General features: G+C 44.0%; 15 protein-coding genes. All 15 read right to left on the reverse strand.

The genetic code is table 11. The annotated features are described in order from the left end of the window. Positions 1–139: 139 nt before the first annotated feature. The gene (locus ACUUJN_RS24135; protein WP_322158809.1) at positions 140–913 is read right to left on the reverse strand and encodes a flagellin N-terminal helical domain-containing protein; all 774 of its coding nucleotides are present in this window, start codon (positions 911–913) and stop codon (positions 140–142) included. A 420-nt stretch (positions 914–1,333) separates the two neighbouring features. Continuing rightward, entirely contained in the window at positions 1,334–1,567 is a 234-nt protein-coding gene (csrA, locus tag ACUUJN_RS24140; RefSeq protein ID WP_341162932.1) for a carbon storage regulator CsrA, read from the reverse strand. Continuing rightward, positions 1,567–2,013 carry a flagellar assembly protein FliW gene (locus tag ACUUJN_RS24145; protein WP_053326245.1) on the reverse strand — a complete coding sequence of 149 codons (447 nt, stop codon included), beginning with the start codon at positions 2,011–2,013 and terminating at the stop codon, positions 1,567–1,569. Before ACUUJN_RS24145 ends, csrA begins: the two co-directional genes overlap by 1 nt. Positions 2,014–2,096: 83 nt before the next feature. Next, positions 2,097–3,005: a flagellar hook-associated protein FlgL gene (gene flgL / locus ACUUJN_RS24150; protein ID WP_053326246.1), complete on the reverse strand. Its 909-nt coding sequence runs from the start codon at positions 3,003–3,005 to the stop codon at positions 2,097–2,099. A gap of 24 nt (positions 3,006–3,029) precedes the next feature. Further along, positions 3,030–4,610 carry a flagellar hook-associated protein FlgK gene (flgK, locus tag ACUUJN_RS24155; RefSeq protein ID WP_076294042.1) on the reverse strand — a complete coding sequence of 527 codons (1,581 nt, stop codon included), beginning with the start codon at positions 4,608–4,610 and terminating at the stop codon, positions 3,030–3,032. Between the two features lie 15 nt (positions 4,611–4,625). Continuing rightward, a complete protein-coding gene (locus ACUUJN_RS24160; RefSeq protein WP_068938901.1) occupies positions 4,626–5,126 on the reverse strand; it encodes a flagellar protein FlgN in 501 nt (166 codons plus the stop codon). Positions 5,127–5,136: 10 nt separating this feature from the next. Continuing rightward, a complete protein-coding gene (flgM, locus tag ACUUJN_RS24165) occupies positions 5,137–5,412 on the reverse strand; it encodes a flagellar biosynthesis anti-sigma factor FlgM (RefSeq protein ID WP_013312286.1) in 276 nt (91 codons plus the stop codon). A gap of 196 nt (positions 5,413–5,608) precedes the next feature. Then, on the reverse strand, positions 5,609–6,019 hold the full coding sequence (locus ACUUJN_RS24170) for a TIGR03826 family flagellar region protein (RefSeq protein WP_023990675.1): 411 nt from the start codon (positions 6,017–6,019) through the stop codon (positions 5,609–5,611). 745 nt (positions 6,020–6,764) lie between these two features. Beyond that, positions 6,765–7,232: a LysM peptidoglycan-binding domain-containing protein gene (locus tag ACUUJN_RS24175; protein ID WP_028542157.1), complete on the reverse strand. Its 468-nt coding sequence runs from the start codon at positions 7,230–7,232 to the stop codon at positions 6,765–6,767. A 382-nt stretch (positions 7,233–7,614) separates the two neighbouring features. Further along, on the reverse strand, positions 7,615–8,109 hold the full coding sequence (locus ACUUJN_RS24180) for a ComF family protein (RefSeq protein ID WP_258043382.1): 495 nt from the start codon (positions 8,107–8,109) through the stop codon (positions 7,615–7,617). Between the two features lie 419 nt (positions 8,110–8,528). Then, positions 8,529–10,643: a helicase-related protein gene (locus ACUUJN_RS24185; RefSeq protein WP_484669004.1), complete on the reverse strand. Its 2,115-nt coding sequence runs from the start codon at positions 10,641–10,643 to the stop codon at positions 8,529–8,531. Between the two features lie 200 nt (positions 10,644–10,843). Then, positions 10,844–11,284, reverse strand: a complete 441-nt coding sequence (locus ACUUJN_RS24190; RefSeq protein WP_025719114.1) for a hypothetical protein — start codon at positions 11,282–11,284, stop codon at positions 10,844–10,846. A 169-nt stretch (positions 11,285–11,453) separates the two neighbouring features. Beyond that, positions 11,454–12,176 carry a response regulator gene (locus ACUUJN_RS24195; protein WP_007432713.1) on the reverse strand — a complete coding sequence of 241 codons (723 nt, stop codon included), beginning with the start codon at positions 12,174–12,176 and terminating at the stop codon, positions 11,454–11,456. Positions 12,177–12,180: 4 nt separating this feature from the next. Further along, positions 12,181–13,341 carry a sensor histidine kinase gene (locus ACUUJN_RS24200; RefSeq protein ID WP_013312293.1) on the reverse strand — a complete coding sequence of 387 codons (1,161 nt, stop codon included), beginning with the start codon at positions 13,339–13,341 and terminating at the stop codon, positions 12,181–12,183. A 47-nt stretch (positions 13,342–13,388) separates the two neighbouring features. Next, positions 13,389–16,106 (reverse strand): stalk domain-containing protein, encoded by a 2,718-nt coding sequence (locus ACUUJN_RS24205; protein ID WP_484669005.1) that lies wholly within the window; start codon positions 16,104–16,106, stop codon positions 13,389–13,391. Between the last annotated feature and the right edge of the window lie 117 nt (positions 16,107–16,223).

Raw genomic sequence — 16,223 nt, forward strand, 5'->3', positions numbered from 1 at the left:
ATAAAACCGTTCTATATTTGAAAAGCTAATACATTATATATCGGTAAATGAGTGCAATTATTTACGAAAAAACTAAAATAAAACAAAAAAAGATCCTGCAAGAAGCAGGATCTTTTTTTGTAACGGCTGTCGTTTAAAATTAACGAAGCAACGACAATACGCCTTGTGGCGCAGAGTTTGCTTGTGACAGCATGGATTGGGAAGCTTGCAGCAAGATGTTGTTTTTGGACAGAGCAACCATTTCTTTTGCCATGTCAGTGTCACGAATACGGGATTCGGAAGCTGTCAGGTTTTCTACAGTTGTGCCCAAGTTGTTGGAAGTATATTCCAGACGGTTTTGCATAGCACCCAAGTTAGCACGTTGCTTAGCAACTTTTTCAATTGCATTTGTTGTTTGAGACAAACTTACACCAGAAGTAAGACCACGGAATCCAGTGGAATCGATACCTTTGATAGTAATTACGAACTTGTCGTCATCAGCTTGGATTTTAACACCTGTTCCGCCGGAAATTGCAATACCGTTGAATTTAGTGTTGGACAGGATTGCGTCAATTTGACCACCCAATTGACCAAGCTCTGCTTTGATGTTGGATTTATCGCCAGCACTGTAAGTATCATTGGATTGTTGAACGCTCAGTTCTTTCATACGAGTCAGCATGGAGGATACTTCGTTCATTGCACCTTCAGCTGTTTGTGCGAAAGAGATACCGTCTTGAACGTTACGTTGTGCTTGTTCCAGACCACGGATTTGACCGCGCATTTTTTCGGAAATAGAGAGACCAGCAGCATCGTCAGCTGCACGGTTGATACGCAGACCTGAAGACAATTTCTCCATATTTTTGCTTGCTGCCGTGTTGTTCAATTGCATGTTACGGTGTGTATTTACTGCAGGTAAGTTGTGATTGATAATCATTTTAAATTTCCTCCCTGAAATGGTTTGATTCCCACGTCCTTGTGGTATAAGCGTCTTCACAGGTCGGCCGCCCTGAAGAATTACCGCTCTAAACTATATATCGACCCTTAAGCTAGAATTGTTTATAGCATTCAAGCTTTTTTTTGAAATATTTTCTTAGAAGTTTACGACTCGGTTATTTCGATTTAAAATCACCATTTTATATAGTGATGACCTTGCCCAAATCCAACCTGTCCTACCTAACTTAAGCCATCAAACAATAACCAGATGGAGATTTTCGGTATTACCGATAAACGCGGTAATACATGATTATATCAATTACTGTTCCAGATAAATAAGCATAAAATCTAGCCAAACAAAGGCCGACACTTTACTCGTGTCGGCCTTTCTCAATGAATGTGCACTACTATCATTGGTGGATCAGGACTTTCTCTTCTCCATCTCCAACATAGCACTTTGAATGGCATTGGAATCCATAACAGCGAATTGGTTATTTTGCTGAATAGCATCAAAGACTTCTTTTCGATAAATATCGATATCCTTAGGGGCAGAAATACCGATTTTCACAGTATCTCCTTCAACAGAAAGAACTGTAATAACGATATCATTCTGAATTACAATGGATTCACCCTTTTTACGTGTTAATACCAGCATTAGGATTCACCGCCTTTGCTGGACTCTATTTTATTCCACAAGGGATGCTTAATTGTATAGTTCGTATTTTGCAAAACAACTTGCTTTCCCGTCTGCTGTTCAATGTTAAAAATTAAAGGCGCAAGCAAATTAACTGTTGTTTTGGATTGATCACTGTTCCATGTACAAATACATCGTACTGATATCTGTTCCTGACTTATAATCCCAATGTCCTCTAGAGCATCATCGGATAACTCAAATTCATAATCTTCAAAGAAATCAAATGGATTTACGGTAATAAAAATAGTAGCTGGCTGCTCTACTGCACTGAAAAGACTAAATAATTCATTATGCTCCTGTAGTTGAAATTCCCGAAGTTGTTCAAATCCTGGTATTCCTTTCGGAAACACATAAAGACTAGTATTTTTATCTTGGTTCTCTTCATCTAATTTCTGTTCTGGGGTCATAAGTAACTCCTCCTATATATAGTAACAAAAAAGCTACGGACCACTCGTCCATAGCTTCAAATTATAAATGTCAAAGATAAAAATCAGCTCATAAAGTCCATCAGGGATGGCTGCATGATTTTAGCTGATGATTTCAGGGCGGCTTCGTAAATGGTTTGGGCAGATGTAGCTTGAATCATCAGACTAGCAACATCCGCATCTTCCGTTTTAGCTTGAAGTGTCGTCAAATTTAAATTCCGCTCTTCCAAACGGGATTGTATCAGTTCAACTCGATTCGTACGTGCACCCACTTCAGACAAACTTGTTTGCATTTTAGTAAAGCGGGACTCAATACCTGAAAGCTGACTCGATATTGCTGTACTATTTCCGCTGCTTAGTGCAGAAGATATAGCATCCATGACCTTAAAAACATTATCAGCATCTGTCGATTTCCCAAAAAAATCGCTACCGGACGTATTTACCCGAAATGCATCTTGGTCTCCAACTGCATAGCTGACAGCGGCTTGATCTGGATTGATCTGATCATAACTTGTTACCGTAGCAGATAGCTGATACGGCATCTGATCATAATTTTGTCCATTAAAAACATACTTCCCACGAAGCTGGCTGTTACCAATATTCATCATTTGTTCTTTTAACTGATCAACTTCTAGCTTAATCGAATCCAAGCCGGATTGAGGTAGTGTTTCACTTGAAGCCTGTACTGTCAACTCTTTAAGACGCTTCATTACATCACTGGCTTGTTGCATGGTTGTATCAGTGAAATCCAACCAGCTAACAGCAGCATCTGAGTTTGTCTTGTATTGTTCATTAGAAGCTAACTCGGCTCTGTAACGTAGCGCATAAGTTACCCCTACCGGATCATCTGAAGGCTTATTCAGCTTACGACCAGTCGAAATCTGATTCTCCATTTTACCCATATTATTATTATTTCGATTCAGGTTACTGAGCAGTTGCATACTGGTCATCCCTGAAGTCACTCGAATTGGCATGGCTTACTCCACCTTCTCATTATACTAGAGACCTACGCGGCCTGTACCATTAATCAGTTTGTCCAACAGTTGATCAAAAGTTGTCATGAACCGGGAAGCTGCACTGTAAGCATGTTGAAACTTGATCATGTTCGACATTTCTTCATCCAGTGACACCCCGCTGACGGATTGGCGGTTCAAGTCCACTTGCTCAGTCAACAGCTGCGCATTCTGCGATTGTCGCTCTGCTTCCTGAGTTTGGACACCTAATTGCCCAACAATTGCACTGAAGAAGTCATCTACAGTGGTAGTTTGCGCTTGAGTTGTATTAAAACCAAACTTCACATTTTTCAGGCTCGCCATAGACAATGCCAAAGCATTGTTACCTACAGTTACCTTTTCATTAGCTGTTCCCGTTCCATCTACACGCAAAGAACTGGCAATTTTATTGGGATCATCTTGAATATCCTTATTCAGCGTAATGTTACCGGCTGTAATAGCAGCTCCATCTTTCGAGGTGAAAAACACTCCTCCCTTTTCTGGAGTTGTGCCACTGAGTGTGTATCCCAATTGATGGAGTCCATTAATTCCTTGTACGGTTACTTTCAAATCCGCGGTCAAGGTTCTGTTGTTATTCGCATTCGAGTAAGTCACTGCTGCATTGTTGACACCTGAATTCAGTACCGTTCCCTCAGGTAGAACTGTACCTGCGGGTAAAGTAATTTCAATATCACCATTTGCCAAAGTATTAGCTAACTGGTCCATTTGGGTTTTGTAATCTGCTACATATTTATCTCTAGATAAAATCATACCGTACACTTCGCCACCAGTTAACGCTCCACCTTGATATGCAGCCTCAAGGCCAGCCGCCGTAATAGCAGTTACCTCTGTGCCTGCTACAGCTATCTGTCCTGCCACCGTTACCTGATAACCGTTATCCAGCTGAGTTACCTGCACATTCGCAAGCTTGGACAACTTATCAACTGCATAATCCCGCTGATCACGCAAGTCATTCGGATTATCCCCAAGTTGTTCTAACTTGTAAATATTACCATTCAAGTCCGCTACAGACTGCAATAACGAATTCATCTCGCTTGTTTTTAATGTAACGTTAGTAGTCAAATCAGAACTGAGTGCATCCAGTTGCTTGCTAGCCTGGTTCATCGCATCTGTCAGAGCAAGTGTAGTCTCTTTTACAATTTTGCGATTCGTGACATCCTGAGGGTCTTGGCTCAGATCGGACCATGCATCCCAGAAATTATCCATGACCTTACGGATACCTGTATCCGAAGGCTCATTCATAATGGTCTCCAGCTTGTTCAGTGTGTCATAGCGAATGTCCCATCCACCTTGAGAAGAACTTTCATTACGATACTGATCGTCCAAAAACGTCTGACGGACGCGTTCAATAGCAGTGAATTCAACCCCTGTACCCATTTGACCTCTTACAACGGAACGATTCAAACCGTAGGCTTCCATAGAATCTGAGGCCTTCATACTGACCACTTGTCTTGAGTAACCAGCTGTGTTGGCATTTGAGATATTGTGTCCGGTTGTATTAAGTGCTGCCGTTTGTGTGTTTAAGCTTCTTTTCGCTGTTTCTATACCATGAAATGTTGAGACCATATTTTCCTCCTTCAATTAGGCGCGTGTATCAAATAGTCCCGCTCGTACAGTAGAGGTACTTTTGTCAGCTGGACGCTGATAAACCGCTTCAGATTCCGCATAATATGACATACTCTCAATAGAAAAATCAATATAGGAAAGCGCCTGTTGTATAAGCTGTTGATTCAACTCATTTAATTTTTTCAATTCTACAAGCGTATCCGCTAGATTTTTTTGAATGTGAAGGAGGCGCTGCTTGTCTTCTACATCAAACACAAGACGAGACAACTCCGTAATATTAAGATTCAGCTTGGACTTAATACCACGTTCCTGCAAAAATTCATATGCTGCCTGCAGGCGTCGCTCATCCAGCTGTTCAATGTGTCTGGACATCTTCGATTCCTGGTTCATGACTAGAATGAGCTGATCTACCTTATTTGATATCAGTGCTTCTTTTTTTTGATTTCCTAATGCAATCAACTGCTCGTGAGCCTCTCTAAGCTGCTCCAGCACATCAATCAATCGATCTAAAGGCATATTCCTTCACCTAGCTTTCAGAAGACTGCTTGAAGTAAGGTAACAGCTTCTCTGCAATTTTATCGGCATCCACACGATAAGTACCAGAAGCTACTTGCTGCTTAAGCTCCTGAATTTTCTTAACACGGTCTGCATCACTGCTGCGGTTCAGCATTTCCATTGCTTCCGGAGAAATGGAAACCTCGTCCTTGCGGCGGGATTTCTTTTGTTCCTCTTGACGTCCTGTTTCAATATTGCGCTGATATGGATTAATAGCTCCGATGCGGTTGGTCTCGTTAATTTTCATAACTTCCACCTTCCTTAGTTATTTGATATGGTCAGAATGTATCAGACGACATAGCGTCGAACATGGTTCGTATTATGCCTCACTTCTTTATTTTGTGCATGGTTGCTAAAAATAAAAAAACCGATAAGCTCTATAAAGATTATCGGCGGTATTTGAAACTTTTTGAATAGCTGAATGCGTTTTTAATTCCCCTGTACTACTTTCCACGAAGTTTATCAATCGCGCTGTAGGTACCTGAGCCCATATTATTACTTTGATCCTGATTACTACTTTCGCGTACAGCCTGATGCAGGTCTTTAGTCAGACGTGTTCGACAAGAATCGCACATATGCCCTTCACGAATCGGTATCCCGCATACCTCGCAAGGATACGTCATATTGGGCGCATTAGCAATGGAAATACGTCCCTCACGTATAAATGTCGTGATTTGTTTTACGGATACCTCAGTAGCCTCTGAAAGCTCATGCATATGAATGCCCTTATTTTCACGTATATGTTTGACACAGCGTTCGTATTCAAATTCAATTTCCTTAATACAGTTCTGACAGATTCCCCTGACGTTCTTAATAAACAGCTTTCCACAGCGAGGACAGTTATCCAAATTCATCCTCTGTAGCGCCCCTTTCCAATTTCCGATCTTTAATTACTTTTATCCTTACATTAACTTATAATGAAGAGCCTCGTCTAGCAAATATTTCAAAAAAGATTTTCAGATTTTACACAATTGCACATCTTATAAGCTATCATATAAAAAGTATAAGAGAGAATGATCCATCAGTAAAAGTTTGTCTACATCTATATGCATCAATATGCAATGACATAAAATAAAGAAAGCTCATGGAAGCTAATAGTTCAGCCTATTGCATGTGTTTATTTATCGTCAAACATTGCTCCATACTTTAGATAGAAATAAAATAAGCGCCATTCCAGTTATTTTCGGGAATAGCGCTTCATTATACAATTAAAATAGCTATATATGAATATGAGTAAATGTAGAAATTAAATATCAAGATGAGGGAAAAACCGGGCGAAACAATCCTCAGAAGAATTCATGTTCACCTGTGCCCCGAATGACATCAAGAAAGCCCTGTAAATCCGGGGGAACGGCGCCCATACGAATGCTCCGCACATGGAGTGTGGGTATTCATAAATCTCATGGACCTAACATCATCTCAACTTATAACCTATCTTAAATCAAGCTAGATGCACCAGTGGAAATTTGCAGCCCAAAAAAACAAGCTATTTCACAAATAATTATTCAAAAAAGCATTGTTTTAATAGAGGCCTTCCCGTATACTATAGTCAAACGCTTGGTTTAAAAAACACATTTTATTGTACAGTTATAATGATAATTATTTATTTGTGTTTGTTTGCGGTACTTGCAGTTCTTGCCCTACTTTAACCAGGTTGTTGATTTTAACCAGTTCTTCAACAGTTACACCGTATTTTTCAGCAATAGAAGCCAGTGTGTCGCCTTCTTGAACATTTACTGTGATTGTATTTACAGCTGCTGGTGTTTCAGTTGTAGTCGTTGTTGGTTTTGTGGTTGTTGCTTGATTATTGTTCTCAGTAGCTGGTTGAGCTGGTGTTGTAGTTGCTGCATTTTCAGTAGTTTCAGTTCCAAAAAGTTTTGCTTCAAATGCTTTTTGGGCTTCTTCTTGTTGTTTGATGATCAGTTGTTCTTCAGCTTGATCCTTAATTTGGTCAGAGTTCGATTTTGCCATTACTTGACCTGTTGCAAGTGGACTCAACAAAGATACTGCACCTAAACTAACTGCCAACATGCTAGATACTGCTACTTTTTTCATTACGTTTTTCATGATTTTTTCTCTCCTCTTTTTAGCTTTAAATTTTAATTAACTGCTTTACTACTGAGCGAGACACTCCCAATGTCCGCTCTTTAGTCATTAGCTAATCACTTATTACCAATCATGTTAGCTATCAACAGATAGAAATTGTACTCCTCTTTTCCAAAAAAATCAACCTCTAAATTGAAATATTCTGTTTTCATCCCTCACTTCCTTACTTTTTGTTTGTCTCTATACTTTTATTATATACCTCTCTCTAGCTCGTTGTCAAATCCTGCTGATTGTATGGTTTAAATGGCTTCTGCTCTATCATCTAATTCTTCCATTAAGGGAATTATACCCTTTTTTCATAGTTTCAAGCAAAATAATCATGAGAAATACTGGAGATTTGGACTTATGATCTGGCTAAAGTCAGGCAAAAAATAGTCAAATGTATTCCTTGCTCTAATGCCTTTTCTCTCAATACACGTGCACACGCCTGCAATGTGCTCCCCGTTGTATAAATATCATCTACAAGCAAAACGGTAACGGAAAGCTTATCCTTCGTAACACATTGAGATTCAGCTTTTAAAATAAAAGACTTCAGCAAATTTGTCATATTGGGGTGGACAGAAAACGCATTATTCATTGTGTTCATGCGTTCCTTTTTTGATTTAAAGCTTTGTTTGCCTGTATCTTGTGGACGAGCAAGTAATGATAGGAAGGGGAGATTATTCCGCCTAGCGATCTCTTCTGCCAAGATCCGAGCCTGATTGAAGCCTCGCTCTGTCAGCCTCTTCTTACTTACCGGGACACAGGTCACTATATCCACACTCCACAAAGAACGCTTGAAACGAGAATGTTTAAGACTTGCAAACTCATACCTCATCGCCTGATAGGCTCGATTCATGATCTCACCCAGCAGGGAACCATACTTTTCATTCCCGCGATATTTGAACTGTCCAATCCATTCTCTCATCATCGGCGTATAGCTGGTTGCACTCCGATTGCATACAAAGTAACGTACTAATCGGTCAAATTTTACGCAATCCGGGCAAAACGTCGGACGTCCGCAATGAACACAACGAATGTTGTAAACCCAAGGAATTTGAAGCGAACAAGAAGTACATATCCCAGAGAATTCAGAAAAACGTCCTGTGAAAGTGCCGCAAGCGATACATGTTTGGGACTGACGTTGGAATAACCAATTCAAAAATAGACGGGTTCTTGGAATCATCCCCATACCAGAATGCACCTTTCTTGGTAGTTTACGTACTGACATTGTTTCAGGTTTCACATTTCCAAAAAAACTTTTTTTATTTAATACATTTAGTGCTTCACCTCCTTCAGGTACCCTTTTTTCCGAGCCAGTGCATTCATTCGTTTAATTTGTCTAATCGCTCTCTTTTGGCCTCGAGTCCATTGGGGCGATGTAAAAATAACACCTCCGCATGGATCATCCTTGGACCTTCCCGCGCGACCAGCCATTTGGACAAGAGAGGCTTCATCAAAAAGACTGCTGTCTGCGTCTAACACATACACATCACTCCGTGGAACAGTCACCCCTCGCTCCAAAATAGTCGTTGTGACCAGAACTCGTATTTCAGTAGCTCGAAATAAGCGCACTTTAGCGGTTCTTTCTTCATCCTGTGAGGAGGTTCCAGCAATAGGTACATCAGGCAATTGTTTAATCAGCAGCTCCACAAGTCCCTGAATATGTGAGATTCGTGTCACAAACAGGAAAACCTGTGCTCCACGTTGTATGGATACGCGTAGGCGTTGAATAAAGGATGCGGGAAGCCGACCTTTTTGCAGCCAATGTTGCACTGAAGCAGTCCCCAGGCGAAATGGGACAGGTAGGGGATGACGATGAAAACGAACGGGAACCTTGGCGTGTGGCAGTAGACCGCGTGCAGCCTCTTTCTGCAAAGCATGGGGTGGTGTAGCAGACAAATAGATAAACTTTCCCTTCGGCTTACATACTGCTCGTGCAGCAAAGGCAAGCATAGGATCATTGTGATAAGGGAACGCGTCAATCTCGTCAATCACAACCAAGTCAAAGGCTTGACGATAACGCAATAGCTGGTGTGTCGTTGCCAGTGTCAGCTGTCCCCTTTGCCAGCGTTCTACGCTCCCCCCATAGAGCGTCACCATGCTCACATTGGGAAAAGCAATGGCCAAACGAGGCGCTAACTCAAGTACCACATCGCGGCGTGGTGTTGCCACAAGTGCCGTCCCTCCGTGGTCCAACACATATTGCAAGAGCGGAAACATCATTTCCGTCTTGCCTGCGCCTGTTACAGCCCAGAGCAGAAAACGTTCTACCGTAATAACGTGCCCTTGCCGATCAGCGCTATACCTTGCACCTTCGCCAGGTTTCTGCGAAGACTGCCTGCTGCGGGCAAGGGGGCTGCCCTGCGAAGCGGCAGCACCTGATCCCCGGCACGCAACCATGTCGCGCCGGAACAACGCCCGGAGCCCACGGCCTTCCGGGCGAAAACGTCCCTGCACTTCGCCGTGCGGTGCGGCCAAAAAGCGCAGCGCCGCTTCGGCGGCGGCACGCTGTGCAGGGCTCAGCCTCCAGCGGTCGAGTTCCGTCGCCGGGGCTGTGCCTGCTGTGTGTGGCAGGGCGGGTTTCGCTGCACCGCGCAGCAGCAGCGAGCATTCACGGCTGCGCCCCAGCGCGAGACATGTCTCGCAGTAAGCGCACGCCTTACGTCCGCACGACGCACAGCTCGTGCGGTACACTATCCCGCTGCCACAACGGTTGCAGCGGAGTTCATGCGTACGCGCGGCAGACCATCGCGTACGTGGTGCTGGAGCGAGGCCAGCAGCAAAGCTGAGTCGGCCTTGCAGATATGCAAGCTGTGCAGCGGATCGCCAAGTACGCTCCAAACCTGGCGCTGCCTCTGCCAGTAGCGCTTCGGCTTCCGGAACGAGTAACTGGCGTCCTGACAACAAATTAACCAGCTCATTCGCTTGTCGTGTTAAACACTCCCTATCCAATCCATCAATTCCCGTGACGAGGCTCCTTTTTTGAATAGAACGTAAACCTCCGTTTGTTTCTCGTCCCTCATTCCTACTTTCTGTGCGAGAAGTCCGCCCTTGTCCACCATCCCAAATGCATATATTTTCTACTCCTCCAGATAAAATCCGTTCTCCGTCAAAAGGCTCAGGAGCCAGTTCACTTTTTAGCTGTGCGAGAATATAAGCCCACCACTGCCGTTTTCCCCATCGCTCCATATCTGCTAATTCCTTAAATGTTTCGCACAGCTTTGTCCCCCAGGACAAGGGAAGCTCATCTCCTAATAACACCCATCTTTCGACAACATTCTCTTGTCCCTCATCTTGATTCATCCACCATGTCATATCTACTCGAATATCCACAGATAATCGGAGAGTCCAATTCCCTTTATACTTCACTGCATATACTGCAATTTTCACCTTCCCCTTCTCCTCCCATTCATGATTTTTGCGGTTCTTGTCACCCCAGAGAACAGCAAAAAAGCACACTCCTATGGCTAATAGCCTGAAGTGTGCTTCACATCAAGTAGATCTCAATGAGATCCCTGTCGTCTTGCCTATGCAACTGTTTATAAACATTTATATCCGATTTTGACCACGATGTCCACAATCCCCTGTCGCTAAGGAACAAGTGGGGCGTCCGCCAACGACTTGACCGTTCTAAGATCAATAACAACCTGCTTTTCACCGCCTGACTTCGGTAAGACCGGGTTCCCCGGTGAAAAACGACTTGAAATGACTGAAACATCCATATGACTATAGCGCACTAACCGTGTCAGAATCGGTAGCGTATCGTCCATAGATTCATCATCCAGTACTGTCACATGTAGCGGCCTCCGGTGTAGCCAGGCAAGTATGTTCAGCGAACGCATCACCCATTCCACACGATCTCCGTCATTGGACGTAATCACAATATAGCGAGTCGCACGATGACCCGGAGATATTGCGCGTGAATCTTCACCATTGTGATAAGCCTGAACCGCCTGTCGTATATACATAAGATGAACGACTGCGGCTCCCACACCGTATATAAGCAATATCCAAACCAAGTGAGCCGTCACGAGGGTTCCACCTCCTCCTATAGCGACAATATATGCCGTATAACAGGAAGAGGTGTCACGGTTATGTACTGGGTTTCCGTATGAGCGGACATATCGCTCCAAAAGAAAGGCGGTACAGCATTCATATCTATTAGCAGCTACATCGTCTAATGCATGGAAAAACTACACTTTACAGCGTAACCCATCCATATTTGATTGAGTTAATAACTGCTTGTGTACGGTCATCAACCTCCATTTTTTGCAGAATGCTGCTGACATGGTTTTTGACCGTTTTCTCACTAATGAATAAATATTCACCGATCATCTTGTTGCTCTTACCTTCAGCCATCAGACGCAGCACTTCAGCTTCACGACGGGTCAATGGATTATTTTCACCTGCGACAAACTTCACGCCGGCTTCCTTGGTATGACCTTCAGCCATAGCCCCTGTTTCGTTCAAGTAGGTCATCCGGCGAAGCTGCTGAATGAGTTTACCCGTTACCTTCGGATGGATAAACGCATATCCTTCATGAACCGAACGAATTGCATTAATGAGGGACTCGGCCTCCATATCTTTTAACAAATAACCATTGGCTCCCTTGCGCAACGTCTCGAATACATAGCTTTCATCATCATGAATGGATAAAATGATAACTTTGACATCCGGGAACATCTCACGCAGTTTTTCGGTTGCCTCTACACCATTTTCAATTGGCATATTAATGTCCATAAGAACAATATCCGGTTTCTCTACGTTACAGAATTCCAACACTTGAATACCGTCGCCACATTCTCCGATGACCTCAATGTCGTCCTCCATATTCAAAATACGTTTAAGTCCTTCACGGAACAACTGATGATCGTCCGCTAAGAGAACTTTAATGGGTGCATTGCTAATTTCCTGATTTTCCATGTTGTTACTCCTTTCCCTTTTCCACGTTGGTTGGGATATGAATCACTATCTTGGTGCCTTGATTCTCAGCTGATTCGATCTCCATTCTCCCCTCGAGCAGTTCAACCCTTTCCCGCATACCAATCAGACCAAAATGCCCATGATCTTTGCTTTTTTGCTGAAAAAGCTCTGGCTTGAAGCCCAAACCATTATCCTGCACCACGATTTTTACAAGCTGCGCCTGATAGGTAATCTCAACAAGCACATAGGTAGGATAAGCATGCTTGGCAGCGTTGGTCAAAGCTTCCTGGATCAGACGGTAAATGGCTGCTTCCATCGCGGAAGAGAGACGGTGTTCCTTGCCCCTTGTTTCAAAAAGCGATCTAATCTTCGTTTTTTCTTCAAAATCCTGCACATATTTCCGGAGCGTCGGAATAAGTCCCAGGTCATCCAGGGCCATAGGACGCAAATTGAAAATGACCTTTCGCATTTCCTCAAGACTGGAGCGAACCTGTTTCTTCAAGTCTACTATTTCGTCCTGAACCATCTTAAATTCCTGCTTGGCGATCATTCTTTCCACAATTTCCGTCCTAAGCACTAGATGCGCAAGGAGCTGCGCAGGTCCATCGTGAATTTCACGGGATATGCGTTTGCGCTCCTCTTCCTGAGCTAAAATAATTTTCAGACCAATAAACTGCCGGTTTTTGGCCGATTCGATGATCCGCGTCACTTGTCCCAATTCGCCTGACAAATATTCCAGCACGACCCCCATCTGCGAACCGATGGTTTCGGCACGCTCGACAGAAGCCTCGACACTTTTGGCCCGCTTTTGAAGATCATCTCTTCTGGCTTTGAGATACATTTCCTTCTCACGGAAAATCATCACATCGAGTTGAAGCTGTGTTGCCTTCTCATAAGCCTGCTTGATATCCTCTTCCGAATAGCGAACGAAGTCACGGCTGACCTCAGTCAACCGAATGCGGGACCGCCGATAGTTCATTTCCAGCTGGTCCACCTTTTCGATCGTTTCTGCCGTTTCCTTCAAGACGCTCTGGAGCTCCTGATTTAACGTGACCAGCTCGGTCCGGGCCGTGTCCAATATTTCGAACATCTGATATTTGCTGTTCTCCATCACCTGGATGGCATTTTTAATGACTCGGTCTATGATATCGGCTTGAAAGTCCACAAATGTTCTACTCCAATCCTAGCATTTCAAGTATATATCATACCATATCATGACTGAAGGGTGATGGTCTTCGTTTCTTGTTCCCATTTTACAGTCATTCCTAACTGCTCAGACACGAGTCTCAATGGGACTAAAGTCCTACCTCCTAGCACAACGGGTGCAACATCAGTGCTTTGCCGCTTCCCGTTCAGAACAACTTCTTTTTTCCCTACGGTCAAATCCATCAGTACACCGCCGCGCATAATGGTGATCCGCTGATCGCCCGCATTCCATTTGGCTTGTCCGCCAAATGCGTCCAGCACATACTTGATCGGAACATACGTTGAACCATCGCGAGTCATCGGAGCGGCATCAATCGTGGTCGGCGTTCCGTTCACCGTCATTGATTTTTGTCCGATCGTCATCTGAGCTGTTCCCTTTTTGAGTCCTTCTGTGCCGACCGTTCCCGGTGTATTAAAAGAAATATTATCAAAAGCAATTTTGCCTGTTTTAGCGCGCTCGTCCTGACCCTCTGCCACATTGACCACATAAAGACGCTTCAGCTTCGCCGGATACGAAATATTCAAACCGCTCATATCTGCATTAATGGTTTTCCAGCCGTTCCAGTCGATCACTTTAGCGAGATCAATATATGCTGTTTTGCCTTGAGCATCCTCTAGCTCTGCACGCAGCCAGTTCAGACTCTTATCTCCTCTGACATCAATCGAGATGGAAGTAGCCGCCTGTTCAAGCGTTTTCCCGGATGTGCCGTTCAATTGAGCGTAAGCATACATTTTACCACTGCCGTTCGTCATATCGTAGTTCAGCTCTAGCACTTTGGAATTGGCATGGTCACCATCTCCTTGTACAACAGCCGCTGTGCCAGTAACACCTTCCACATTCGAAGTAAAATCAACCGGATACGAAACATTTTCGAAGTTCTCCCAGTTGTTTGTACTTGCTCCACCAGCAGACAGGAAGACGACAGCGCTGAAACCATCATAGCGACCGATGGCATAGCCCGTTTTTACGCCTGCATCCACCGTATTTACTGTAAGCTGATTGTCCTTGACACTTCCCTTAAAGCCGATGAACTCCCATTTGAGCGCATCGGACGTAATGCTGACACTCTGTCCATCTTTTGTCTTTGCCGTTACCGGTACAGCGATTTTAGCTCCAGCGGTAAGCGAGCCAGTTCCAGTGCCTGCGGTAAGTGATGAAATTTCATCTGCTCCAAGCACCGTGACCTTGGTTGTAGCGCTGGCTGAGCCACTGGATGCCGTTAAAGTAGCCGTTCCTGGTTTGGCTCCCTTTACAACGCCGCCGCTCACTGATACAACAGCCGGATTGCTGGATTTCCACGTCACTTGTACTTTCGAGGTATCAAATGGATTGTAGTAGTTGTCATAGCCTTTGAAGGAATAGCTTCCGGTCTGTCCAATCAGCAGCGTTTTATTGCCCTTGATGGTGAAGCCTTTGAGCGTTCCTTTAGGAGCATTGGTATATACCCCTACTCCATTTACAATACTACGTTGCTCTGTACCATATTCTGTATTGAACGTAAGCCCCGCTGTCGTATCTCCCAAATCACGTGTCACCATAGTGGTAGAGCCGCCCCCGTCAAGGTTCATCCCCTTCCAGACGCCAATATCCTTCATCAGCGTTTGCAGCTCGCTCAGGGATACACCAACGCTGTTCCCATTCTTCTCAACAGCAATGACATAAGCGTAACGCTTGTCACGAGAATATCCCAGAGCTGTACGCGCACGCGTCCCGCCTATGCTTGTTGTGCTCCGGGAAAAAGAGGTTTTCTGGCCGTCATTTACTAATATGGTATGTCCACCAATCATCATCTGAAGGTTAGAAGGATCTACTTCACTCCCTGTCGATTTAACACGAAGATGATAACTCGTTTCTACGGTTTGTCCCACGGTCAGATGCGCTTTGGCATAATCAGCGGCTTTACCATGAGTACGTAAAATATAGCCATCCTGCGGAACGGTCATATTCAACGTAGCATTGTCGGAGACTTGTGTAACTACACCATTTTGTACCAAGATCTCGGTGGGCGTTGTCGAACTGTTTTTGGGGCGCTCAATTGCTTTCCAAGCAGATGTATAAATATACATAGCATTAGAGTGACTATAGTTGCCCCCACTCGTCTCAGGGGAATACGAAGCCTTGTTCATCCCCGCCAAAGAGAAGGACGACCCATCTCCAGCTTTCACTGTACCTTCAAAAGTAAACTGCTCCACCATCGGAGAACCATCCTTGGTTACAGCAAAGGCATACATACCCGTTAAATCAGACGGAGTAGACATCAACACACCCTTGGATACTTGTCCACCGATCGGCGCTCCCTCGCTGGAAGTATTAAAATAATCCCCGTTTACACCAGCAACCGCCCCGGTCTCTTTTGCCATGCCACCTGTGCTCTGACGGGTCGTAAACTGTCCATTCTTCCCCGTCATGACATCCAGCTTAACGTACGGATTTTGCAAGTCCACTCGAATGATATCAGCCAGCGCTGTTCCTTTGGAACCTTTAAAACGATATTTCAATAATGTTGCACCCGAAGTAATGATCTCTTCGCCCAATTTTACAGTTGAACCAGAGGCTGCACTTGCGATTGGAGCAGACATCCAACCATTCAAGGGGATTAGAGCCCCAGTTCCAGCAACCGGACCGACCCATAATACCCCTGCCAGTGTTAACACGGCCCATCTTCTAGCCATTCCTCTGCCATTAACTTTCACTTCACTCTGTTTCTTATTACTTAAAAACATTTGGATAATAGCTCCCATCTTCAATGTATTCAAACGGTTTTGTTCCGCGCGTGTACTCTATCAATAAACAAAAAAATCCTCTTATGTTAATAGACTTATTATATAGGCAAAAGTTAC

This window comes from Paenibacillus sp. LRG-1 (assembly GCF_057220305.1).